Origin of the sequence: Colwellia sp. MB3u-8 (assembly GCF_014076985.1) — a bacterium.
Taxonomy (GTDB): domain Bacteria; phylum Pseudomonadota; class Gammaproteobacteria; order Enterobacterales; family Alteromonadaceae; genus Cognaticolwellia.
The window spans coordinates 36,051-60,653 of record NZ_JACGVA010000059.1; the positions used below are offsets into that span (position 1 = coordinate 36,051).

The 24,603-nt window shown below is 39.5% G+C and carries 23 protein-coding genes; 20 read left to right on the top strand and 3 right to left on the bottom strand.

The genetic code is table 11. From position 1 onward, the window contains the following. Nucleotides 1-108 precede the first annotated feature (108 nt). The 13 genes from H4J54_RS06890 (at nt 109) to purF (ending at nt 14,954) form a co-directional block, all read left to right on the top strand. Nucleotides 109-2,817 (top strand): TonB-dependent receptor domain-containing protein, encoded by a 2,709-nt coding sequence (locus H4J54_RS06890; protein WP_182190173.1) that lies wholly within the window; start codon nt 109-111, stop codon nt 2,815-2,817. A gap of 311 nt (nt 2,818-3,128) precedes the next feature. Beyond that, a complete protein-coding gene (locus H4J54_RS06895; protein WP_182190174.1) occupies nt 3,129-3,938 on the top strand; it encodes a DUF3450 domain-containing protein in 810 nt (269 codons plus the stop codon). Nucleotides 3,939-3,969: 31 nt separating this feature from the next. Continuing rightward, complete coding sequence (locus H4J54_RS06900; protein ID WP_182190175.1) at nt 3,970-5,349, top strand: MotA/TolQ/ExbB proton channel family protein; 1,380 nt, start codon at nt 3,970-3,972, stop codon at nt 5,347-5,349. Between the two features lie 2 nt (nt 5,350-5,351). Further along, nucleotides 5,352-5,882, top strand: a complete 531-nt coding sequence (locus H4J54_RS06905; RefSeq protein WP_182190176.1) for a MotA/TolQ/ExbB proton channel family protein — start codon at nt 5,352-5,354, stop codon at nt 5,880-5,882. 85 nt (nt 5,883-5,967) lie between these two features. After that, on the top strand, nt 5,968-6,381 hold the full coding sequence (locus H4J54_RS06910; protein ID WP_182190177.1) for a biopolymer transporter ExbD: 414 nt from the start codon (nt 5,968-5,970) through the stop codon (nt 6,379-6,381). A 2-nt stretch (nt 6,382-6,383) separates the two neighbouring features. Beyond that, complete coding sequence (locus tag H4J54_RS06915; RefSeq protein ID WP_182190178.1) at nt 6,384-7,004, top strand: energy transducer TonB; 621 nt, start codon at nt 6,384-6,386, stop codon at nt 7,002-7,004. A gap of 90 nt (nt 7,005-7,094) precedes the next feature. Beyond that, nucleotides 7,095-8,405: a lipopolysaccharide assembly protein LapB gene (locus H4J54_RS06920; protein WP_182190179.1), complete on the top strand. Its 1,311-nt coding sequence runs from the start codon at nt 7,095-7,097 to the stop codon at nt 8,403-8,405. 722 nt (nt 8,406-9,127) lie between these two features. Next, nucleotides 9,128-9,910: a tRNA pseudouridine(38-40) synthase TruA gene (truA, locus tag H4J54_RS06925; protein ID WP_182190180.1), complete on the top strand. Its 783-nt coding sequence runs from the start codon at nt 9,128-9,130 to the stop codon at nt 9,908-9,910. A 146-nt stretch (nt 9,911-10,056) separates the two neighbouring features. Then, complete coding sequence (gene accD, locus H4J54_RS06930; protein WP_182190181.1) at nt 10,057-10,914, top strand: acetyl-CoA carboxylase, carboxyltransferase subunit beta; 858 nt, start codon at nt 10,057-10,059, stop codon at nt 10,912-10,914. 10 nt (nt 10,915-10,924) lie between these two features. Further along, nucleotides 10,925-12,199, top strand: coding sequence for a bifunctional tetrahydrofolate synthase/dihydrofolate synthase (gene folC, locus H4J54_RS06935; RefSeq protein WP_182190182.1), 1,275 nt, complete (start codon nt 10,925-10,927; stop codon nt 12,197-12,199). A gap of 18 nt (nt 12,200-12,217) precedes the next feature. After that, nucleotides 12,218-12,850 carry an SPOR domain-containing protein gene (locus H4J54_RS06940; protein WP_182190183.1) on the top strand — a complete coding sequence of 211 codons (633 nt, stop codon included), beginning with the start codon at nt 12,218-12,220 and terminating at the stop codon, nt 12,848-12,850. A gap of 71 nt (nt 12,851-12,921) precedes the next feature. Beyond that, nucleotides 12,922-13,404, top strand: a complete 483-nt coding sequence (locus H4J54_RS06945) for a CvpA family protein (protein WP_182137008.1) — start codon at nt 12,922-12,924, stop codon at nt 13,402-13,404. Nucleotides 13,405-13,436: 32 nt separating this feature from the next. Next, nucleotides 13,437-14,954, top strand: coding sequence for an amidophosphoribosyltransferase (purF, locus tag H4J54_RS06950; protein ID WP_182190184.1), 1,518 nt, complete (start codon nt 13,437-13,439; stop codon nt 14,952-14,954). Between the two features lie 123 nt (nt 14,955-15,077). Here the strand turns inward: purF and H4J54_RS06955 are convergent, their stop codons facing one another. Then, complete coding sequence (locus H4J54_RS06955; RefSeq protein WP_182190185.1) at nt 15,078-15,677, bottom strand: Yip1 family protein; 600 nt, start codon at nt 15,675-15,677, stop codon at nt 15,078-15,080. A gap of 222 nt (nt 15,678-15,899) precedes the next feature. Further along, nucleotides 15,900-16,178 (bottom strand): hypothetical protein, encoded by a 279-nt coding sequence (locus H4J54_RS06960; protein WP_182190186.1) that lies wholly within the window; start codon nt 16,176-16,178, stop codon nt 15,900-15,902. Between the two features lie 466 nt (nt 16,179-16,644). Here H4J54_RS06960 and H4J54_RS06965 point away from each other — a divergent pair, with 466 nt between their 5' ends. From H4J54_RS06965 to H4J54_RS06995, 7 genes are all read left to right on the top strand, one after another. Beyond that, nucleotides 16,645-16,905: a DnaJ domain-containing protein gene (locus H4J54_RS06965; RefSeq protein WP_182137004.1), complete on the top strand. Its 261-nt coding sequence runs from the start codon at nt 16,645-16,647 to the stop codon at nt 16,903-16,905. 57 nt (nt 16,906-16,962) lie between these two features. Next, nucleotides 16,963-17,424, top strand: coding sequence for a hypothetical protein (locus H4J54_RS06970; RefSeq protein WP_182190187.1), 462 nt, complete (start codon nt 16,963-16,965; stop codon nt 17,422-17,424). Nucleotides 17,425-17,508: 84 nt separating this feature from the next. After that, nucleotides 17,509-18,162 (top strand): hypothetical protein, encoded by a 654-nt coding sequence (locus tag H4J54_RS06975; RefSeq protein WP_259367160.1) that lies wholly within the window; start codon nt 17,509-17,511, stop codon nt 18,160-18,162. Nucleotides 18,163-18,486: 324 nt separating this feature from the next. Beyond that, nucleotides 18,487-19,413, top strand: coding sequence for a DUF6178 family protein (locus H4J54_RS06980; protein WP_182190189.1), 927 nt, complete (start codon nt 18,487-18,489; stop codon nt 19,411-19,413). A gap of 78 nt (nt 19,414-19,491) precedes the next feature. Beyond that, nucleotides 19,492-20,289: an alpha/beta fold hydrolase gene (locus H4J54_RS06985; protein WP_182190190.1), complete on the top strand. Its 798-nt coding sequence runs from the start codon at nt 19,492-19,494 to the stop codon at nt 20,287-20,289. Between the two features lie 267 nt (nt 20,290-20,556). Then, nucleotides 20,557-21,330: a tRNA isopentenyl-2-thiomethyl-A-37 hydroxylase MiaE gene (locus tag H4J54_RS06990; RefSeq protein WP_182190191.1), complete on the top strand. Its 774-nt coding sequence runs from the start codon at nt 20,557-20,559 to the stop codon at nt 21,328-21,330. A gap of 284 nt (nt 21,331-21,614) precedes the next feature. Next, nucleotides 21,615-23,495: a DUF885 family protein gene (locus H4J54_RS06995; RefSeq protein ID WP_182190192.1), complete on the top strand. Its 1,881-nt coding sequence runs from the start codon at nt 21,615-21,617 to the stop codon at nt 23,493-23,495. Between the two features lie 337 nt (nt 23,496-23,832). On the opposite strand, the gene H4J54_RS07000 is transcribed toward H4J54_RS06995, so the two are convergent. Further along, nucleotides 23,833-24,603: a UDP-2,3-diacylglucosamine diphosphatase gene (locus tag H4J54_RS07000; protein ID WP_182190193.1), complete on the bottom strand. Its 771-nt coding sequence runs from the start codon at nt 24,601-24,603 to the stop codon at nt 23,833-23,835.

A 24,603-nucleotide genomic window follows, 5' to 3' on the forward strand; every position in this document is an offset into this window, starting at 1 on the left:
CATTAATTAGGGCATTTGTTATTAACTTTAATGCCATGCTACTTAACTCGCCGTTTGCGAATAAGCAGCTTTTCCTATTGATGGACAGCCATTCATATGAGGTTAAAAATGAAAAATAAATCAAACCGTTTCTCTTTATCACAGATAGCGCTTGGCGTGCTAAGCAGTTTGATTGCTTTGCAGGCCTCTGGGCAAGAAACAACCGAGCAAGTGGTTACATCTGACACTGAAGTTAGCGACCAAGTGACTAACAATGCACTCGAAAACGCCGCCATTGAAGAAGTCGTTGTTAAAGCCAGTCGCTTAAAAGGGACTGCCAGCGCTGTCATTGCAGAGCGAAAAAATCAGGCGTTTATTGCTGATATTCTAGGGGCAGAGCAAATATCAAGAACGGGTGACAGTGATGCCGCCGCGGCGCTTAGACGTGTTACCGGTTTAACGCTAGTTGATGGCAAATTTATTTACGTGCGTGGTTTGGGGGAGCGTTACTCCAGCACCCAGCTAAACGGTGCCGCTGTGCCTAGTCCAGATCCCACCAGAACTATTATCCCATTGGATTTGTTCCCTGCACTTATCATAGAGTCTTTATCGGTACAAAAATCTTACTCGCCGTCTATGCCAGCCCATTTTGGTGGCGGTAATGTTGATATTCGCTTAAAAACCATTCCCAAAGACTTTATCTTTAGTTTGGCGGGAAATTTTGGTGGTAATACTGACAATATTGGCGAAGGCTTTGGTTATCAAGGCGGAGGCAACGACTGGCGTGGCAAAGATGATGGTACCCGCGCAGCACCGGCAGCATTAAAGCAATTATGGGGCAATTACACTGCACTCAATGGTATTTCGCAAGAGGAAAATCGCCAAATTGCCGCTGACCTTAACCGTGACTACGACCCGGTAGTCGATACCGTAGCCCCTGATTTTGGTCTTGATGCGACCTTGGGGAACAGTTTTAGCTATAACAATTTTCGCTTTGGCTATTTGGCGGCCTTGTCTTATGACAATCAATGGCAAGTATCTAAGCAATATGAAGGGCAAGACTTTACCAATCAAGGTGATGGTATCTGGTCATTAGTACGCGGTTTCGATAAAGTGGATGCCACCGAACATTCGGTTAAATTTTCAGGTATGTTCAATTTTGGCATTGAATATAACCAAAATCACCGCCTTGATTTTAGCTCATTAGTGTTGCGTGATACTCGTGATGAAATAAAAGAAAAGTTCGGTAATACCAACAACGTATTATTAAGTGATGGCTTGCGGGTACGCGATACCGAAGTGAATTATGAAGAGCGCCAAATGTTGGCTAATCAGGTGCGCGGTACTCACAACTTCCCTGCGCTGTGGAACATAGGGCTGGACTGGAAATACTCAAATGCCCGTTCGAATCGTTATGCGCCGGGTAATATTTCCACCCGTTATATTCTGTCAGATGTTAACCAAGATGGTTTGTTTGATATCGCTAATGAAAGTTCACTGCGCAAAGCTACCACAGCCTCTCGATACAGTTTTCAAGACCTGAATGACAAAGTTGAAAACTATGGTTTTAACCTGTCGTTACCGCTGTACTTCAAACAATTGGACGTTGAATTAAAAATGGGTGCTGATTTTGTAGAAAAATCACGAGATGCACTTGCCCGCAGAGTCGACGTGAATACGTTGGCGTTCGATGCGCTTGATTTAACGGGTAGTCAACTGAACAGTATTTTGACCGATGAGGTCATACTCAATCAACCACTGCGCGGCAATGAGCAAATTATTCGCGATACTTCTGTGGCTGGTGATGATTATTATTCCGCACAGTTAGTGGATGCTTATTATGTTGAAGCTGATTTTTTCTTCAATAATCGCTGGCGAGTTAGTGGTGGCGTGCGTTGGGAAGATTTCCGTCAAGTGGTGGCACCGTTAGACCCAGCAACCGGAAAATTTGATCTACCTTTACAGCCAACCACCACAGATTTAGAGAAACTTGCCTTTGCTGAACAAGGCTTTTATCCGGCGCTGGCATTAACCTATATTCCGGACACTGAAATGCAATATCGCTTTTCTTATGGTGAAACTACCGTGCGTCCTGATATTCGTGAAGTAGCGCCGGCAACTTACCTTGACCCACTCACAGGTTTCCCTATTGGTGGTACGCCTAGCGTCACTAGTACTGAGGTGAAAAACTATGATTTGCGTTGGGAATGGTATTTAAACAGCGGTGAAAACTTGTCGGTTGGTCTGTTTTACAAAGATATGATCGACCCAATAGAAGCGGTGCAATCACCCTCTCAAGATGGTCCGCCATTGATCCGAATCGCTAATGCGGAAAAGGGCGAAGTGTACGGGATTGAAATGGAGTTTTTGAAAGACTTTAATTTCATCGGGCCGTGGGCTGAAAGTTTCTTCTTATCGGGTAACCTGACCTTAAGTGACTCTGAAATCACCATAGACACTCAAAAAGTGGTGGAGCAAACGGGTGTTTCGACTACCGTCACTAACCCAATTAGACGCATGACAGGCCACTCTAAATACGTGGTCAACTTAAATTTGGGTTACGACGCGCCTAACGGTAACCATTCGGCGACTTTAGCGTATAACGTCTCTGGTGCACGCATTATCATTCCAGGTATTGATGAAAAAGATGATGCTTATGAGCAGCCATTCCATTCGTTGGACTTTATTTACACTTATTATCCAACGTATTCCTCAACGGTTAAGTTCAAAGTTAAGAACTTGTTAGACAAAGAAAAAGAAATTATCTTTGAAGATACCTTGTTACGCAGCGAGTCTCGGGGTGTCGGGGTAGACTTGTCGTTAAAATGGGATTTCTAATTTAAGCGTCATACTTGTTTTTAATTCATAAGGTCACTTCGGTGGCCTTTTTTTATGCGGGTAAGTTAAGGGTGTAAATTATGTTTGCAAACTATGGCAGAAACTTATCCACAATTTTTTTTGATTGGTGTGTTCTAACTATAAGAAAAAAATCATATTTTTGTCATTTAACAAAGATGAAATATTACTGCAACCTGACTGTCACAATAGGTAAGTAAGCTGCGCCTCATAGTAATAACGGTAAACAAACACCTCAAGACTAAGTGATTGTCTACCACTTTTAGCATTAACCGCACTAAGTAGGTTTTATTATGAAAACATCTCTAAAGGCGCAACTTAACTTGCTTATTAGTTCAAGTACATTGGTCTGCTCGTTATTTGTTAGTCAAGTCAACGCCCAAAGCGCTGAACTTACTGACGTTGTTAAAGCAGGTAAACAGCTCAATAAAACGGCGAGTCAGTCACAGTTACAGATCAATAAGTTAAGTGATAAGACCTTGAGTAAATTACAGCAATTTAAAACTGTTAATAAGGAAATTCAGGGGTTAAATGTTTACAACCAACAAATGCAAAGCCAGACCTCGAATCAGCTGATTGAATTACAGCAAATTGCTCAGTCGATGAATCAGGTCAGTATTATCGAACGTCAGGTTTCACCCTTGATGTCGCGAATGATTTCTACTTTGGCTGAGTTTGTAAATTTAGATGTACCATTTTTACCTATAGAGCGCAGTGAGCGTATTGCGAGTTTAAATAACATGCTTAATCGCGCCGATGTTTCTGTATCTGAAAAATTTCGTCGAGTGTTATCAGCCTATCAGGTGGAAGTGGATTACGGTCGCACTATTGAAGCCTATTCGGGTTTACTTGAGGTTGAAGGGAGTGAGCGCGACGTCGACTTTTTGCGCATTGGCCGGATAAGTTTGGTGTATCAAACGCGTGATGGTAATCATTTAGGGCGTTGGGACCAGACAAGTCAAAGCTGGAAAACACTGCCGGGTGATTACCGTTTGGGTGTTAACAAAGCGCTGCGTATTGCGCGCAAACAACTTGCCCCTGATTTGGTCTTAGTGCCATTACTTGTTAATAGCACCTCAGCAAACCAAAACAGTGTCAATTAGTCGCCAACCAATAGGAATATAGGAACATATAATGAAGCGAATTAAAAAACCATTTTCTTGCCGAGTATTGGCATTAAGCACCCTGTTGGTTACGGCAATGGCAACGACTGTTTTTGCAAAACCAGCGGCTGATTTAGATGATTTGTTGGCTCAAGTGGCCGCCGGACAAATCACTCAAAACTCACAAAATAAAGCACGAGAAGCCCAGTTTAAGGCAAAGTTAAGCGAACAAGACCAATTACTGGTGCAGGCAAGTAAACAGCGCGATGAGCAAATTGATTTAAGTAACCAGCTTGAGCAAAACTTTCAAAATAACGAGCTTGCGCTGGCGGATAAAAGTGACGCCCTCAATAAAAGCCTAGGCGAATTAAAAGAATTGTTCGGGGTATTACAGCAAGTAGCGGGTGATACCCGAAGTAAGTTTGAAACCTCGGTCATTTCAGCACAATTTGAAGGCCGTGGTGAATTCTTAGATGAGTTTGCGCAAAGCATGGGCTCAACATCGAAACTGGCATCGATTGAAGAAATTGAACGTTTATGGTTTGAATTACAACGTGAAATGACTGAAAGCGGCAAAGTTCAGCCATTTACCCGCGAAGTGGTTATTGCTAATGGCACAAAAGTAAACCAGGAAATTACCCGGGTCGGTGGTTTTAACTTGATAGCCGATGGCAAATACCTTGAATATATTAATGAAACTGGCACGGTCGCCGAACTTATCAGACAACCCTCTGAACGCTTTTTAACCACTACAACAGCCTTAAGTCACAGTGATGGTGACCTGGTGCCGTTTGCACTCGACCCCACTGGCGGCTCAATATTAGGTTTATTAGTACAGGCACCTGACATGCAAGAGCGTATCGAACAAGGTGGTGCTATAGGTTACGTTATTTTAGGTCTTGGTTTGATTGGTTTATTGATTGCTATACAACGTTTTATCAGTCTTTTTCTTACTGGCGCTAAAGTCAATCGCCAACTTAAATCTGATCAGGCATCAAGTGATAATCCGCTTGGCCGTGTGATGCTGGTTCAAGAACAAAATCCAACGGCGGATACTGAAACCCTCGAACTAAAACTTTCTGAGTCAATATTGCGTGAAGTGCCAAAACTATCCAGCAAATTAACCTTAATAAAAATTATTTCAGTGGTTGCGCCACTCATAGGTTTATTGGGCACAGTGACTGGGATGATAAATACTTTCCAAGCCATTACTTTGTTTGGTACCGGCGATCCTAAATTGATGGCAGGCGGTATTTCACAGGCGCTAGTGACCACAGTGTTAGGTCTAGTGGTTGCTATTCCTATGGTATTTATCTTCGCGCTATTAAACTCTCGTAGCCGCAACATTATCAATGTGTTGCAACTGCAAAGTGCTGGAATAATTGCCGAACGTGCGGAAAAAGGAGCGTAAACATGATTTGGTTCATGGAAATGATGAACGTAATCAGTGAATTTATGGACACTGGCGGTCTGGTGTTGACTGTGATTGCTTGGGTTATTTGTTTGATGTGGTTATTCATTTTTGAACGTTTTGCCTTTGTATATTTTGGCTATAAAGAGACCAAAAAAAAGTTACAAGCAAATTGGCAAGGGCGCAGTGAGCAAAAATCCTGGCACGCAGAACAAATTCGAACCGCGTTGATATCTCGCGGCTCAGCGGCATTAAACAATAATTTGGTTCTGATCCAAAGCTTAGTGGTGATTTGTCCCTTATTAGGTCTGCTTGGTACGGTAACCGGTATGATTGAAGTGTTTGATGTTATGTCTATTTCAGGCAGTGGTAATGCGCGTTCCATGGCCTCTGGGGTGTCGCGTGCCACTATCCCAACCATGGCCGGCATGGTGGGTTCATTATCTGGGGTCTTTGCGGTCACATGGCTGAAAAGTTATGCCAAGCGTGAAACTGAATTGCTTGAAGATAGTATGGCAATAAGCACTAGATAATTCGTTAACTAAGTATTGGCACCACGTTGGCAGAGCATGTTGGCACAACAAGAGTGACTCACGAAAACGACATTTGAGGAATATTATGCGTTCACAATTAGCAAAATTACAACAAAATACCGATGATAACGTAGAAATTGACATGACACCTATGTTGGATGTGGTGTTTATCTTACTGATCTTTTTTATTGTTACTGCTTCATTCGTTAAAGAAGCGGGCATTGAGGTAAATCGTCCTGAAGCCGCTACCGCAGTAAAAAAAGAGCGCGCTAATATTTTAGTGGCCATTAGTGACAAAGGTGAAATATGGATCAACAAACGTCACGTTGATGTCCGTTCGGTACAAGCTAACATTGAGCGCTTAAAAGCTGAAAATCCGCAAGGCACTGTGGTTATTCAAGCGGATAAAAAAGCGACCACAGACGTGTTAATTAAAGTCATGGACTCTGCTCGCGCTGCGGGTGTTTATGACGTTTCCATTGCGGCGCAAGAGGGCTAATCATGGTTTCGCACACTAGTCGTTACGGTATTGCTTTGCTGCTTGCTGTCGTTATGACCTTTTTATTACTTTGGAGTATGCAAGCACTTATCGTGGGTGGTAACAAAGCCATGACCGAAGCACCACGAGGTAATGTTCTTGATTTTATTCGCTTAAAAAAAGATGAACAGGTGCTAAAGAAAGAGCGTAAACCACAAAAACCCGCCAAGCCGAAAGAACCACCACCACCTATGGTTGCACCGCAAATGCAGCAAAATAATCCCAATAGCGAAACGTTAAGCACCAGCTTTGCTGCTGACATTCAAATTGATGCAGGATTAAGCGGGGGCTTAAGTTTAGACAGCGGTGACGGCGATTATTTACCGATTGTTAAAGTGGCCCCGATTTATCCAAGGCGCGCACAGGCTAGGGGCATAGCGGGTTACGTTATTGTTGAATTTACCGTCACTAAAAATGGCTCGGTTAAAGACCCTGTGGTAGTTGAAGCAAATCCTGAAAGTTTATTTGACCGCGCTGCAATGGATGCGGTATTGAAGTTTAAATATAAACCTAGAGTCGTTGATGGTGAGGCGATGGCGGTGGCCGGCGTGCAAAACAAAATCACTTTTCAAATTGACGGTTAACGCACTGATATAAAAGGTAAGTTTAAAAGCCGTAGCTTTAAAATCGGTAAGCTCAAGATAATGTGAATGATTAACTTAGGATAAATACTCATGAATAAAACACCCTTATTGCTATTAAGTCTTGGCTTGTTATATCTTGCTCCGGTACTGGTAAATATCACAGGTTTTATCGATATTGGCATAGCTCAAGCAGCGGATTCAACTTCTGCAACAAGGCAATCTAAAATAGTGCCAGCCATGCGAGATCGGGTTTACAGCCAGCTAGCACGAGCACAAAAACAGGCCGATGAAGGTGATGAAATTGGCGGATTTGAGATTTTAGACCAAGTTAAAGCACGTCTTGATAGCTTAAATTCGTATGAAAGGGCCATGCTCTGGAACTTTTACGGTTTTATGCAATATGGTAATAACGATACCGCATTAGCTATGACTAGCTTTGAAAAGGTGGTGCGTGAAGAAGGGATCCCAGACAGTCTTTACCTATCCACTTTATATTCACTGGCACAGTTGGCAATGCAGCAAAATAATTATCCCAAAGCTTTGGGTTATCTCAAGCAATGGCAAAGTGTTAATAAAAAAGCGTTAACGTCAGGTCAAGATTTATTGTTTGCTCAGATTTTTTACCAAGACAAGCAATATGAATCCAGTATTAGCCATATTGACAGCGCCATAGCACAGGCTTTAGCTAAAAATGATCTACCCGCAGAAAATTGGCTGATATTGCAACGCGCTGCGTATTTTGAATTAAAACAACCAAAGCAAGTCACTAAGGTAATGGAACAACTGGTACGTTATTACAATAAAGCTGAATATTGGCCACAACTGGCGGCCATGTACGGAGAAATTGGTGAAGAAGCTAAGCAGTTAGCGGTCATGGAAGCGGCTTGGCAAAATGACTTTATTACCAAACCCAATGATATTATTTCTTTAGTACAGTTATATCTTTATCATAACGTACCCTACAAGGCGGCCAACTTGTTAAATGAAGCCATTGACAACGGGCAAGTGAGTGCAAAAGAAAAATATTTTAACTTGTTAGCACAAGCTTACCTAATGGCGAAAGAAGATGATAAAGCGATCCCGGTATTGCAACAAGCGTCTAGCATTGCTGAAACGGGTGTTTTTGATGCGCAATTAGCGCAAGCTTATTTAAATACTGAGCATTGGCAACTTGCGCAAGATGCCGCAAAAAAAGCCATAGCTCGCGGCGGCCTGTCCTCAACGGGCACTATGTATTTAGTGGTGGGTATGGCGCAATTTAATTTAAAAAAATATGATCAGGCGCTAACTTCCTTAACCCAAGCCATTAGTTATGCTGAAACGAGCAAAGTGGCAAAACAATGGTTTACTTACGTTGAAAAAGAGCAGACTCAGCAAAACCGCTTAGCTATGTTGAATTAAAGCGTTAAACTAAAACCTTGAACTAAAGCGCTGAACTAAAGCGCTGAACTACAACGTTAATATAATATCCCAAAAAGCAGCAGACATACCGTTAGGCGATGAGCAAGTGAGTGCTATGAGAAGAGATAAACTATGTGATTGGCATCCTAGCAAGGCTGCAGTTTCAAGGATAACGGGTAACTATTGACCTAATACAAGTGGTCTATTGATGAGAAAAATAAATATCTAAAGGCGCCCTATGCGCCTTTTTTTTATTTTTATTTTTATTTTAATAATCAAAATTATAACCCTTTATCGTCAGCGCCTGGCAACCTGCACATCTCCCTGGTTAATCTTTCATTCTAAAGTTACTTCCCTTTCATTCATTGGAGCAACTTATGTCTAGTAAAGCTTTTGATGAGTGGAAAAACTTCTTGAGCAACTAAGTCAAAACCCGACTGACATTGAGCCACTGATACCTTGGAATGTAACATTTAACTAGTTGTTTCTTACTAGACGCTGACGTTAAAATGAACAACTATGGCGTTATAAAATTTATAAGTAGCATAACTACTGATTAAATTTTATACCTGGTATTTATCCATTTTTCTGCATGAAAAAGGTGCTCACTTAATTCATCAAATGAGTATAATTCATTATTTTATTGGTCATTACCCAATAGTCACTTGGTAATAATCAGTAAAATAATAGATAATGTCGTGATCTTAGCAGTGGAGGATAAAATGCGTTACGCTTTAGGCATAGAATACGATGGTAGTAACTACTACGGTTGGCAAAGACAAAAGAATGTTATTAGTGTGCAGGAGTCATTAGAAAAGGCTTTATCAAAAATAGCAAATGAACCCATTGAGGTAGTATGCGCAGGCCGAACCGATACTGGGGTCAGTGCGACTAATCAGGTCATTCATTTTGAAACTGATAAAGTCCGTAAAGATGTTGCTTGGACACTAGGCGTTAATACTAACCTACCAAAAGATATTGCGGTATCTTGGGTGAAAGAGGTTAATGATGACTTTCATGCGCGCTTTAGTGCAACGGCTAGACGTTATCGTTATATTATTAATAACAATCGGTTACGGTCAGCGATTTTAAGTTCAGGTATTAGCTTTTGTCATTTTCCACTTAATGAAAATTTAATGCATCAAGCCGCACAATATTTGGTGGGTCAACACGACTTTACTTCGTTTAGAACGGTGCATTGTCAATCACATTCTCCAACACGTACCTTGCATCATTGTAATGTTTCTCGCCAAGGTGAGTTTATTATTATTGATGTTAAGGGCAATGCGTTTTTACACCATATGGTGAGAAATATTGCCGGTAGTTTGATGAAAGTGGGTCAGGAACTAAAACCCGTTAGTTGGCTCAAAGAAGTATTAGAAGCAAAAAATCGTTGTGTTGCTGGTATTACAGCACCATCAGCTGGACTATACTTTGTTGATGTTGATTACCCTGAGGAGTTTGGCATTCCAAAACGTAACCCAGGACCCTTGTTTTTACTATAATCAAGCATTAGAAGTAAACAGACCAGTTTTTCCTATAATTATATAGGTGTTCTATGGTTTAATTCATAGTATTAGCAAAAATTTTATATTTAGTGGTTGTATTTTAAACAATTATTAGATCTTTCGTGTATAGGCAAAAATATATTATGAGCTGGATTGAAAAGATTCTCCCAAAAGCAAAGTCGACACAAAAAAGAAATATTCCAGAAGGTGTTTGGAGTAAGTGTACTAGCTGTAACGCGGTTCTATATAAAATTGAGTTAGACCGACAGATGTCGGTTTGTCCAAAGTGTGATCATCACATGCGAATTTCTGCACGTAAACGCATTGACGGTTTTCTTGACCAAGGCGAGCGAGTCGAGCTAGGTGAAGAATTTGAAGCACAAGATATTCTCAAGTTTAAAGACTCAAAACGCTATAAAGATCGTCTTGCAGCGGCGAAAAAAAGTACCGGTGAAAAAGACGCCTTGGTGGTAATGAGAGGTGAATTACATGGGCAACCTATTGTTGTTGCTGCATTTGAATTCGGCTTCTTAGGTGGCTCAATGGCGTCTGTTGTTGGAGCTCGTTTTGTTAAAGGTGTTGAGTACTGTTTAGCAAATAATGTACCTTTTGTTTGTTTTTCTGCTAGTGGCGGTGCGCGTATGCAAGAAGCATTGTTTTCATTAATGCAAATGGCAAAAACCAGTGCAGCTTTAGCAAAAATGAGTGAAAAAGGTTTACCATATATATCAGTATTAACCGATCCAACTATGGGTGGTGTTTCAGCAAGTTTGGCGATGCTAGGTGATATTAACGTGGCTGAACCCAAAGCATTGATTGGTTTTGCCGGCCCGCGCGTTATTGAACAAACGGTACGTGAAAAACTACCTGAAGGTTTTCAGCGCAGTGAGTTCTTAAAAGAGAAAGGCGCAATTGACATCATTGTTGACCGCCGTGAAATGCGCAGTACTTTAGCAAGAATGCTTGCTAAGTTTATGGGACAAGATAGCCCAGCAGCCTAACGGTAAACTCATGTCAAAAATGACTCAAAGCCATTCACAAAGAAAAAATCTTACTGAATGGCTTTCCTATTTAGAAAGTATTCACTCAGTCGAAATAGAGCTTGGCTTAAAGCGTATTACCGCTGTGGCGAAAAACCTTAACATTGCTTTTCCTAGGTCAACGGTGATTACCGTTGCCGGCACTAATGGCAAGGGCACTACCTGTGCTTTTCTAGAAAATGCGTTTTTAGCACAAAACTTAACTTGTGCGGTTTACTCTTCACCTCATATTGAGCGCTTTAATGAGCGTTTGCGCCTTAATCGCTGTGAAGTTAGTGACAATGCACTCGTTAGTGCTTTTGAAACTATAGAAAGCGCCCGTGGCGATATTAGCCTAACCTACTACGAATACACTACGTTAGCCGCTTTGTTGGTTTTAATGGCAGAGCAGCCTGAGGTTATTATTCTTGAAGTGGGTTTAGGTGGACGTTTAGATGCCACTAACATGATCGACGCCGATATTGCCGTCATTACCACTATTGACTTAGATCACCAAGCATTTTTGGGTAACACCCGAGAAGCTATTGGTTTTGAAAAAGCGGGCATAATGCGGGCAAATAAAGTGGTGGTAGTGGGTGATACTAATCCACCTAGCTCATTAATCACTCACGCTAACGATATTGGTGCTATAGCGTATTCTCGCGAACAAAAATTTACTGTTGAACAAAGCCATAATAACACTTGGCATTGGCGTAGTAGTCACCAGGTTTTTTCAGCACTGACTCCTTGCCAAATTCCCCAAGACAACGTTGCAACAGCGATTATGGTGTTAAGTGTTTTAGCGGAAAAACTCAGTTTATCCTTAGATAGTGCCTTTATTAATCAGGTTATTACTCAAACAAAAGTCGCAGGGAGAATGGAAAAATTTATTCTCGATTGTGATGTTATTTTAGACGTTGGGCACAATCCACAAGCGGCGCGATATTTAGCAGCACAATTGCAGCCGTTACACTATCCTAAGGTTCATGCCGTGCTAGGTATGTTGGCAGATAAAGATATCACCAACACCATAGCACCACTATTGCCAGAAGTTGCGCATTGGTATATAGGTACGCTTGATATTAACAGAGGCTGTGAAGCAAAAAAAATTCTTGAATCTACAGAAATAGACCCGGCTAAGGTGAATTGTTTTGACAATGTCTCTCAGGCATTTAAAATGGCTAAAAAGAATGCAAAAGCAACTGATCTCATTCTGGTTTTCGGATCTTTCTATACGGTTGCTGAAATAAGACGTTTGTTAGTTTAGCCATGCTTGGAGTCTAATTTGTCTACACCATTTCAAAATCGTTTAGTGGGTACCATTATTGTTGCTGCTATCGCCATCATATTCTTACCTGATGTACTTGATGGTGACAAAAAAACTTATCAAGATAACTTTGAGGCCATTCCAAGCACGCCTCAGGTAGAATTTTTGCAAGCCAATAAAAGCTTTCCAGAAGAAAAACTGGCTAATTTACCCGTAGAGTCTATTTCTGATGAGCTTGCACTGGACGAGCAAAGTGTTATCGACTCAGCAAAAGCCCTTAAGGAAAAAGGTGTTACTGTCTCTACTTTATCTAAAGAGCCCGATTTTTCAGCTGTGCCGGCAGTCGCGGCAGCAAAAACTTCTGTGACTGAAACCATAAAAAAAGCACCTAGCAAAGCAATAGCTCAACAGGCGTGGGTTATTCAATTGGGCAGTTTTCGTCATCAAAATAATGTTGATGACTTACTCAGTAAATTACAAAAAGCAGGCTATACCGCCTTTACTAAGCCTATTAAAACTAAAAAAGGTAACTTAACCAAGGTATGTATTGGACCTGAATTGATCAAGTCATCCTTGGAAGCACAGTTACCCGCATTGAAAAAGTTGACTCATGTGCAAGGTAAAGTGACTCGCTTTTATCCAGCTAAATAATAAAATTAATAGTAAATCCTAGTCGCCTTCTGATAGAATGCGCGCCTCTAATCAATGAGAATATTCGATTTATGGTTTGGATAGATTATACCATTTTGGCTGTCATTGGCATTTCAGCTTTAATTAGCTTAGTGCGTGGTTTTGTCAAAGAAGCGGTTTCATTAATTGTCTGGATCAGCGCCTTTTTTGTCGCTAGCAGCTTCTATGTTAACTTGTCGACCCAACTCACCAATATTTCTGATCAACTGCTGCGTAACGCCGCCTCGATTACCATTTTATTTATCTCCACCTTAATTTTAGGTGCGCTTATTAATTACATCATTGGTCAACTTGTTAGCAAAACCGGTTTGTCTGGTACCGATAGGGTACTGGGTATCGTATTCGGGGCGTTAAGAGGTGTATTAATTATAGCCGCGGTATTATTTTTTATGGATGCCTTTACGCCCGCGTCATCTAGAGCATGGTGGCAGAATTCACAATTAGTTCCAGAATTTACATTAATAGTTGAATGGTTTTTTGAGTATCTCAAACAATCATCAAGTTTTTTAGCTTAGTATTTAAACTTAGTTCGTCGGAGAAAAAATTCATGTGTGGTATTGTTGGTATTGTTGGTAAAACACCCGTTGTTACAGCTTTATATGATGGTTTAACGGTATTACAACATCGTGGCCAAGACGCAGCAGGTATCGTGACTATTCACGATGATACCTTTAGATTGCGAAAAGGTAACGGTTTGGTTAAAGATGTTTTTCATACCCGCCATATGTTACGTCTACAAGGTAATATGGGTATTGGTCATATTCGTTACCCAACGGCAGGAACATCAAGTTCATCAGAAGCGCAGCCATTTTATGCCAACTCACCTTTTGGTATTTCTCTAGCGCATAACGGCAATTTAACGAATGCCGAAGAGTTAAAGTTATGGCTTAACAGAGAAGCCCGTCGTCATGTGAATACCACATCTGACTCCGAATTATTATTAAATATTTTAGGTCACGAACTACAAAACTCAGAGCAACATACGTTAGACCCAAGTGATATTTTTAAAGCGGTAAGCAATGTTCACAAACGTGTACGTGGTGCCTATGCTACGGTTGCTTTGATTATTGGCTACGGTATGGTGGCATTTCGTGATCCTAATGGTATTCGTCCCTTGGTATTTGGTAAGCGCGAAACACCATCAGGTATTGAATATATGGTGGCGTCTGAATCGGTAGCGCTTGATGCTAACGAATTTGAGTTTGTGCGTGATGTTGCTCCTGGAGAAGCGATATTCTTTACTGAATCGGGTCAAATTCACAGCCAACAATGTGCTGAAAATCCATCATTTCATCCCTGTATTTTTGAATATGTCTATTTTGCTCGTCCTGACTCATCTATCGACAAAATTTCAGTTTACGGTTCTCGTGTTGAAATGGGTAAAAAGCTGGGTGATAAAATTGCCAAAGAATGGGACGACATCGATATTGACGTTGTTATTCCTATTCCGGAAACCTCTTGTGATACCGCATTAGAAATTGCCCGTCACCTTAATATTCCGTATCGCCAAGGTTTTGTTAAAAATCGTTATATTGGCCGTACTTTTATTATGCCGGGACAAGAGCTGCGTAAAAAATCAGTGCGACGCAAGCTTAATGCCATTGGTACAGAGTTTTTGGGTAAAAATGTTTTGTTAGTTGATGACTCTATCGTACGTGGCACAACGTCAGGACAAATTATTGAGATGGCTCGTGCCGCCGGTGCTAAAAAAGTGTATTTTGCTTCAGCTGCACCAGAGATTCGTTTCCCTAACGTTTACGGCATTGACATGCCAAGTGCGAATGAGTTGATTGCTCATGGTCGCGAGCTGGACGATATCTGCGAGCTTATCGGTGCAGATAAATTGATTTTTCAAACACTAGAAGATTTGGTTGCGGCTGTTTCAATACAAAATCCAGATATTACTGAATTTGAAACCTCAGTTTTTAATGGCGAATATGTCACTAAAGACATAGATCAAAGCTATTTAGACCGTCTAGACGCTTTGCGTAATAACGACACTAAAGAAACCTCTGATAAAAATGCTGACTCAATTATTGATATGCATAATGAAGGTTCAGAATAATTATTTAAATACTAAATTTTTGATATTAAAAAACCGCTAATTAAGCGGTTTTTTTATGTTCAAGATAAACGGTATGTCGTAGCCACATAGATGTGAAAGAGCGTCGACGTTTATTTTATGCTGTTAGCTAATGTATTCAACACCTAAGCCAGAGCTAAAAACGATAGCACTTGCTGCCATGAGTGCCACAATCAGTACTAGGCCACAAGTTACAACAGAGCTTGAATAAATAAAGCCTTTTTCTTCAGGTATATTCATCATAATGGGTACACCTGAGTAAAGCAGATATACCGAGTAACACAGCGCGGCTAACCCGGCTAGAGCTACAAACCAAAGCACTGGAAATAGCGCAGCTAAACCCACCATCAATAAAGGTGTTGCTGCATAGGCGGCTAGCTCTAATGACTGGGTGAAGTTTGGTGTTGAATCAAAAGTTTTTGCCATCCATTGAATTAAAACCGCTAGGGAAAGTACACCTGTAATTAAACCAATATACATAGCGATTGACATAAAAATTGCGTTTGATTCAGTCAATCGAATCGGATCGCCTGCGCCTATTGCCCAGCCAATGTGTGCAGTAGCATAATAGCCACAAATGGCGGGAATTAAGGCTATGGTGAGAATATGCACCATAGAATAGGTTAAGCTTTCGTGACGTTTCTGGATAGTTTGCCATTCTTTTTTAGGTGCAGTATAAAGCCCCCAGATATGATTTAAGATCATGTTATGTACCTCTCTCTGTACCCCAAAATATTGCAGATATAAGTAAAAATCTGCGACCTGACTTTAAATCAACGTTATTTTTTTTATTGTTGATATGCTATTTATGTAAGATGAAGAGGGATTCGTCAAGGCTTGTTTGATATTTAGACGTAAATATATTTTTTTAGCCATCTATCAGTCTGATAATTTGGCTTTTAGACAAAAATGATTAGCAGACTTTAATTAGCAGACTTTAATGCGCACAATCTTCATCACTTCAAGTTCAAAACCTGCAACCGTTTCTTTAGTGGCATAATAGGTAATATTGACCTGTTGGTTTTGTAACGACTTATAAAGTTTTTTTCTACGATACTTAAAAGGTACATCAATACCCTTTAGCATGATGGTATTTAGGTACCAATGGTCAACTTCACGCTGCACATGTGAGAGCACAGTTTTTTGCTCACTATGAGTAAGTGCTTGGTGTTTCTTTGTTAGTGATTCAGCGTCAGTTTTTTTCATTGTGGTATTCACTATGTTTTTGTTAAAAATAAGTTCGTCTGGTTAACTTGTTAAGAAAATATTATAACAAATAGTGCCGCTTTATTTTAGTTAATTGCTGACTTTTAACGCTATCTTTGAATCTTTGTTAGTATAAATTAATTATTATTTAGTGAGTTAAACGTCCATAATTCATTAATACCAAAGAAAAATCATGCTTTATTGCCATAGCAGCAGGTAAGTTGTTACGAAAATTTCTTATCAAGATAGCAGGGCGTTGAGCTATAAGCTTTAGTGAATAACAGATTAGTAAAAACGATTAACCTGCTGAAAAATAATCAGTTAAAATAAATAGACACTAAGACCTGACGGGCAAACAATAAATAAGCAAACATAATGGTGTTAATAATCTAACTGTCAAGGTAAAATTGGCGCTATTGTGGTAACCGTTATTTTATGTGGTCTAGTAAAAGGTAATTGAAGGTTTATGGATTATTTTGAACAGTTAGGTGTTAGTAGAGTATCGACCACCTTAGAGATTAAAAAAGCTTATCGAAAACTCGCTAATAAATATCATCCAGATAGAAATGATAGTGTTGAAGCTAAAGAAAAATTTCAATTAATTCAGCAAGCTTATGATGTTATTGCGGATCCCAAAAAACGCTCTTTATATTTAAAAAATAACTATACCGTTATCACTGATCCTCGAGAAATTGCTGACTCCTTTTGGCAAAGCGCTTTAAGCTAAGTAGTTATTAAGCTTTAAATGATTTTCTCAATTAGCCTCTCCATTAGGAAATAAAGAATGCAAGCAGAAACCAATATTCCTGATTACTTAACCGATGATTTTTCTCTGTATTTAGAGAATATGACCTCGTTAGCTGATCCTGAAAATCCTGACTTATTATCAAACTATGTCGCGACGCTATTCGAGCAATTAAAGCAAATGCCATTATTATTTACTGGCATGGTTGATCAATTAGCGATGGCGATATCAACTAAAATTAGAATTGACAGTAAAGGCCTAGAAAAAATATCTTTTAACCCTGAGCCTTCATGGGATGAAGTAAAACCTTTTGTTGGAGTACATACAGATGCTCGAACTTGTATTACTGAGATAATGACGCATGCAGAACAAGAGCTAAAAATTGCTGTTTTATTGATTCATTTTTATAACCGCTATGATGCGACACCTTTAAGAACGCAAGTAGATGAAGATGATCAAGTCACAGATGATGAATATAATGACTTTGATGAGAATTACTAAGGCGATAAACAATAGATTTTATAAAATTTGCATTGAACAAAATAAAAATTTTATTCATTACTCAATCGATATAAGTTTTAAGGAATGACCTTGACAAAAAATGCATTAATTCTTGCTAGCGACATTATTGAACAAGCACAACTGAGTGGTCGATGTGCGGGCACCTCACTAGAAGCTATTGCCTCTGAACAAGGCGATGAGAAAATGCTTGCGGTACTAACAGAGATGGATATTTTAACCGTAGCTAAAATTGTGCGAGAGCATGATGCCACCATACCTTCCATTGCCACCTGGTTAATGGATGCAGATTCAATTAAACAACTATTAAACGTTGAACCATCATACTGGCAAAATATCGATGAAGACCATGTGTTTTGTGCGCAAACAGAAGCACACAGTTTATTAACACAAATATTTCTCTCCTCTGATGATGAAGAAAAACAATTAGAAGTATTAAAAGCTATTGTGGAAGACGATTTTGGTCTTTTATATTTATCGTTACCCTTTATCGGTCACGATTTTTCTGAATTAGAAGAAGATGAAGAACAAACATCAGGCAGCCTTGAAGAGCTGTTAATGAAAATAAAAACATTAAGCGAAGAAGCTTATCGTGAAGTGATGACAGTTAGCAGCAATGGTACACTTGAGAATATTGAAAATTCGCTAAAACAAAATGCCAATAAACATCGCGTTACAGCCGTTGAAATGGACACTGACGATATGTTCGCGCCACTGTAATGTATAAATATTGTATTTAGAGCCTGTTGACTATTGAACATTGAACACAGAACTTCAGCTTTAGACAACAACAACCCATCAAGTAGATATTAAAAATATTGTTGGGTTGCTGCTAATAAACAATGAAAAATTTAAGCTTAAGCTTTTTAAACTATTGGCAAAGGCTCAGGGCTATTTAGCCGGCTAACGCTGTTAGTCGTTTACCTAGCAGAATTAAGAGAGATTCTTTATTGCTTGGCATAGAACAAGCCTGAGCAGAGATAGAGATAAAAGCTCAAGTCAAACTCACCAATATCAACCGCTTTAATTGATTGGGATCCATCAATGACCATTGCAGAGTTAAGAAATCATCCTTTTTTACTTTTAGTATTAAAAGATGGTGAAAATGACGGCTATTTTACCGCCGAATTTATGCGTAAAAGCAAACAACAATTAATTGATATGTCGTTGAGGATAGCCTCTGATAAGCTCTCAATAATTTATGCCGATCAAATAAAAAAAGGCTGTGAAATTGTATTAGGTATGAGTAACTTAGGTTTATTAGAACTTTGTGATAACGATACTGAGCAAGCCAAGGCGATACTAAAAACCCACGGTGTAGTTTACTGCTTTAGGGCCGGCTGGGCAAAGTATGCTCAGTTAAAAACCATATCAGCGTCCTACTTCGACAGCATTTCAATTTCTTCCTATGCCTTAGCGATTAATGACACCTCAGATATTCGCCTTATGCATGCCTCGTTAGTGAATGAAGGCTATCAAAGCGCTAAGCTTTTACAAGTCTATAAAACCATTGCGGCTAGCTATTGCGCTAGCACTATACTTATTGATAGTGATGAAGAAGTATTGAAGTTTGAATTACAAAGATTTCTTAACACCGCTATTGCATTATTACTGATTGATTCTGATAAAAAGACCTTTACCCATAGCTTATATCAAGCGTTAACGACTTACCTTTTGAGTACAGAAAAAGAGCTAGTGCTGATTAAAATAGAGTCTTGTATTATTAGCTTTACTGAAAAATTATCACGATTAACCAAAGGTGATCTTCAAGCGCTAGCTTTATTGGACTTTACTGAACTCAAGGGTATTATTCACCAGCAAGAAAATATCGCTATTTATATACAAGAAATATTAGAGCTCCCTATCACGGTTGCCAATGAGCTGAATGATGACTTTGATGGCGGTTACGACTTTCATGCTGATGATGAAGACGATATCGCTTACTTAAGGCCGGATGCCTCATCATATTAGTAGGTATTTGAGCGATTTTTTTAAATTAGTTATACTCGTCGATATTAAATTTGTATATATAACAGGTCACTTGCAGTAATGATAAAACCAATTTTGTCTCATACTATTTATCCACATAAAACAAGTAAAGAATGGGTGGTTTTTGTCCATGGAGCTGGTGGTAGCTCTGCGGTATGGTTTCGTCAGATCAGAGCGTTTCAACAACTGCATAATGTGCTCTTGTTGGACCTTCGTGGCCATGGAAAATCCAGTCAGTTAGTCAAAAACTTTGTCGGCAGTCATTATTCTTTTAATAAAGTCTCTGAAGATATTATTGATGTCTTAGATCATAATAATATTGCTTGTGCACATTTTGTTGGCATTTCGTTAGGCACTATTATCATTCGTAATATCGCTGAAATTGCACCAAGGTACGTATCAAGTATGGTTTTAGGTGGTGCTGTTACGCGTTTTAACGTGCGCAGTAATATCTTAGTTTATTTGGGCAATACCTTTAAACATTGTTTACCCTATATGTGGTTGTATCGATTATTTGCTTTTATTATGATGCCGAAAAAACGCCATAAAGAATCTCGTCATTTATTTGTTCGTGAAGCTAAGCGTTTGTGCCAGAAGGAATTTATTCGTTGGTTCAAATTGGCCATGGATGTTAATCCTTTAATGCGCTACTTCAAAGAGAAGGAAATCGACATACCTATTCTTTATATTATGGGTAAAGAAGACCATATGTTTCTAGAGCCGGTAAAAGAAATGGTTAAGCGACACAAAAATAGTTTATTACATACCATTCATCAATGTGGCCATGTCTGTAATGTTGAGAGCCCAGATGTTTTTAATAAACACTCTTTAGATTTTATAGCGCAGCAAAATAGCTAAACGGCTTTATGGGTGTGAAACTAGCATATAAAAGTTAACACTCAATAACGCACAAGCAGAGTGGTTGAAACAAGCCTAGTCAGCCTGTTTAGTCACGTTAGATATCTATCTACGCTAGTATCACATAAATATCTTAATAGCGGCGCGTTAGCCCTTGTGTAGTGTGTTACATAAAGAAAATTCACCTCATGATTTACCAATATTCCCACTCATAAATTCATGATAAAATAGCCCTGATTTCTAAACTTATAGCGAGATACCTTACCTGTGACCACAGAAAAACTCTTAGCCCCAATCAAGTCATTCTTAAGATGTGAAACTCCGCAAGCATGGCTTGATGAAGCAGCAAAAAAAGAAAACTTACCGATTCTGTTAATTGATCACCTGATATGCGAGCTAAAAGCCGCACAATCTGCGATGTTTTTCATCCGAAAATATGTGGTTGATAAAGCCAGTGGTGATGCACTATTAGCTTGGTTACAACCTTTTGAAACCCTGATATACAAGCGAGAAGGTGATTGGCGTTCATTAGCAACTAAAAATAAACTGACAAAATCAGTGATCCCAAAAGCAAATTCTCCTTATGGGCAAAGTTTGATTGATAAAATGGTCTTGTTAATAAAAGAAGAGCTGCATCACTTTTATCAGGTCTTAGAAATTATGGATGAATATGGTGTTGAATATCGTAGTATTACCCCATGTCGCTATGCTAAAGGCATGTTAAAGCATGTTAAAACCTTCGAACCTGATGCACTTATCGACAAATTAATTGTTGGTGCTTATATTGAAGCAAGATCTTGTGAACGTTTTGCTATGTTGGCGCCATTGGTTGATAAACGCTTGGGTGACTTTTATATCTCTTTACTTCGTTCTGAAGCGCGACATTATCAAGACTACCTAACACTGGCAAAAGAAATCTCAGGCCCAGAACAAAGTGACAAAGTTGATAGTCGTATTGCTTACTTTGCTGAGGTAGAAAGCCAATTAATCATCAGCCCAGATAATGATTTTAAATTTCATAGCGGTGCACCATCATTTTAGCGGCGAAAACCCCTTAGCTGTTCGACTTGCTCACTAAAGAATAAAGAATAATGACTAAAGGCAATCGTTACTGAAAAAAACATCTATTACAGTGAATAATTAAAACCCTATGACCGTCTTATATATTTTGGCTTTTAGGGTTTATACCTACCCAATGATGAATAATGTCGGATAAAATTTTTAATTCTCAGCATAACTCGCTAGACTGCTAGCAGGCGTTCTGTCTGATGCGCTGCCTATGAACATGATATTCATATAAAATACAATAATAAGGAAAATAATTGATGCGCACTATAATTGCATTAGTTGGAGTTGTGGCCTGTTTATCTGCCTGCCAACCTAATAGTTCAACACAAAAGTCCATTCAAGCACCGACCGAAGCGTCGGTAATTCAACCGGTTGAACAAAATAAACTTAGCGAGTCGCAACGATTAAATGAATGGTTTGCGGTTAAATATGAAGAGCAGCTGCAAAGTAACCCCATAATGTTGACGTTTTTAGGGCGAAAAGAGCAGTACGATCAAATCAATGATATGACTGAAGCTTTTGAGCAAAAGCAATTGGCATGGCAAGCGGCAACGGTTGCTGAGTTAAGCGCTAGTTTTGATTACAACAAATTAACCGCCGAGGCTAAAATCTCATACGATATTTGGCTTTATCAATATGAACAAGCTAAAGCCGGCCAAAAATTTAAAAATAACAATTATGTCTTTACTCAATTCAATGGCATTCAAGCCTTTGCCGCCCAGTTTTTAATTAACTTTCACCGTGTTGATGAGTTAAGCGATATGCAGGCATATATCAAACGTATTGGCGGTATTAGTACGGCAATTAGTCAATTATTGCTGCGAGCAAAAGAAAATGCTGCGTTAGGTACACGACCACCAAAATTTGCTTACGAAGGCGTTATTGAACAGGCAGGTAATTTGATTACGGGTCGTCCATTTTCAAATGCAAAAAGCGCAAGTGATTCGCCACTTTGGTTGGATGCTCAGAAAAAAATTACAACGCTAGTTGACGCTAAAAAAATTACGGCAGCACAAGCAAAAACTTTAGAGTCAGACGCTAAAAAGCAACTGCTTGAAGCCTTTTTACCAAGTTACCAAGCGTTAATTGCTTGGTTTGAAAGTGATATAGTCAACACAGTGAGTAACCCAACAGGCGTTTCATCTCAAAAAAATGGTCAAGCATTTTATAATTATATGATTGGCGCTTCAACAACCACTGAATTATCTGCTGATGAAATTTATGATATTGGTGTTAAAGAAGTCGCGCGTATTACCGATGAGATGATCGCGATTAAAGACCGTGTTGGTTTTGAAGGCGACTTACCCGCGTTTTTTAATTTTATTAAAACGGATGAACAATTTTTTTATCCAAATACTGACGAAGGGCGACAAGGTTATATTAGTGATACTGAAGCTTACTTAGGCTTTATTAATCAACAACTACCAAAATACTTTGGCCTGTTGCCAAAGGCTGATTTAGTGGTTAAGCGTGTAGAAGCCTTTAGAGAACAAGATGGTGCAGCTCAACATTATAACCCAGGTACGCCAGACGGTAGTCGTTCAGGGGTTTATTATGCGCATTTATCTGATATGTCAGCCATGCCGAAAAATGAAATGGAAGGCGTGGCTTACCATGAAGGTAATCCGGGCCATCATATGCAAATTTCCATCGCACAAGAGCTAACATCAGTGCCACAGTTTCGTCGGCAAGCTAACTTTACTGCCTATAGCGAAGGTTGGGGTTTATATGCTGAATTGCTAGCGAAAGAGATGGGCGCGTATCAAGATGACTTTTCTGATTTTGGTCGACTGGTGAATGAAATGTGGCGCGCCGTCCGTTTGGTGGTTGATACCGGTTTACATGCAAAAGGCTGGACTGAAGCGCAAGCTATTGCATACTTTAAAGAAAAAACACCTATTGCTGAAGAAGCTATTATTTCTGAAGTGCGTCGATACTTAGTGTTACCAGGTCAAGCAACCGCCTATAAAATTGGCATGCTGAAAATATTAGCCTTACGTGAAAATGCCCAACAAACACTCGGCGATCGTTTTGACATTCGAGGCTTCCACGATACCGTGCTTGGTGGCGGTGCTATGCCATTAGCCATATTAGAGCGAAGAGTGAATGACTGGGTAAGTAGCCAAATACCTAAGTAGTGATCAACCCTAGGTAGTTATTAGCTTTATTAATGAAGTGCCTGAATGAAAGTGCCTGAGTGAAAGTTCAGGCACTTTTTTATATTCAGGATAAATGGTATGTCAGGATCACAGGGCCGCACTTAGCCATTTAGGTCATTGTGCCGGCATTAGGTTAATAACTTACATCTATGTAAGCACATGATGCCACGGCATTAATAGGTCCATGGGCATCGATGGTAAAGAAGTGGCAATATTTAGGGTGAGAAATAGAGTTAGGCAGGCGGATTTTCTTCTTAAATCACATTTCACCTAAATCAACACTAGTAGGCTGATAAAATGTGCTCAGAAAAAGCGGTTATGACTTGTTGAGCTCAAATGGGCTGTCCATTAATTCCATGGTATCAGGCGTGACTTTAAGCCAAGCACCTTGCTCATACCAATCGCCGAGGACAATACGCTTTGCTGCATTTTTGTTGGCTATTATTTCATGTATCGCAGGTCTGTGCGTATGGCCGTGGATCAAAATCTGACTTTGGTATTGCTCTAAACACTGAACTACTTCGCTGGGCGTAACATCCATAATGTCTTGTGATTTCATCGCTGTGGCTGTCGCACTTTTGTCACGATAATTATTAGCAATTTTTCGTCGAACAAATAAAGGTAAGCTTTTGATCATCGTTTGCCACCACCAACTACGTGATTTTTTACGAAAAGCCTGATAACTAACATCGCGAGTACAAAGGGTATCACCATGCATAATAATCACCGGCTTACCATATAAGTCTATTAAGGTGACCTCGGGTAATAGTTGCATACCGGATTGCTTAGCAAAACGTTTACCTAATAAAAAATCACGATTACCATGAATAAAATAAATTTTACAACCCAGTGCTGATAGTGCTTTTATCGCTTGAGATATGTCTAGAATAAAAAGGCTATCGTCATCGTCGCCAATCCAGTATTCGAATAAATCGCCTAAAATATATAATACTTGTGCTTTAGGTGCTTCGTTTTTTAAAAAAGCTAAAAAACAGGCCGTTATATCGGGCCTGTTTTGCGCGAGATGTAAATCAGCAATAAAATAAGTTAAAGCTGATTTATTGCTCAAGTGAGAAATTTCGCTCAT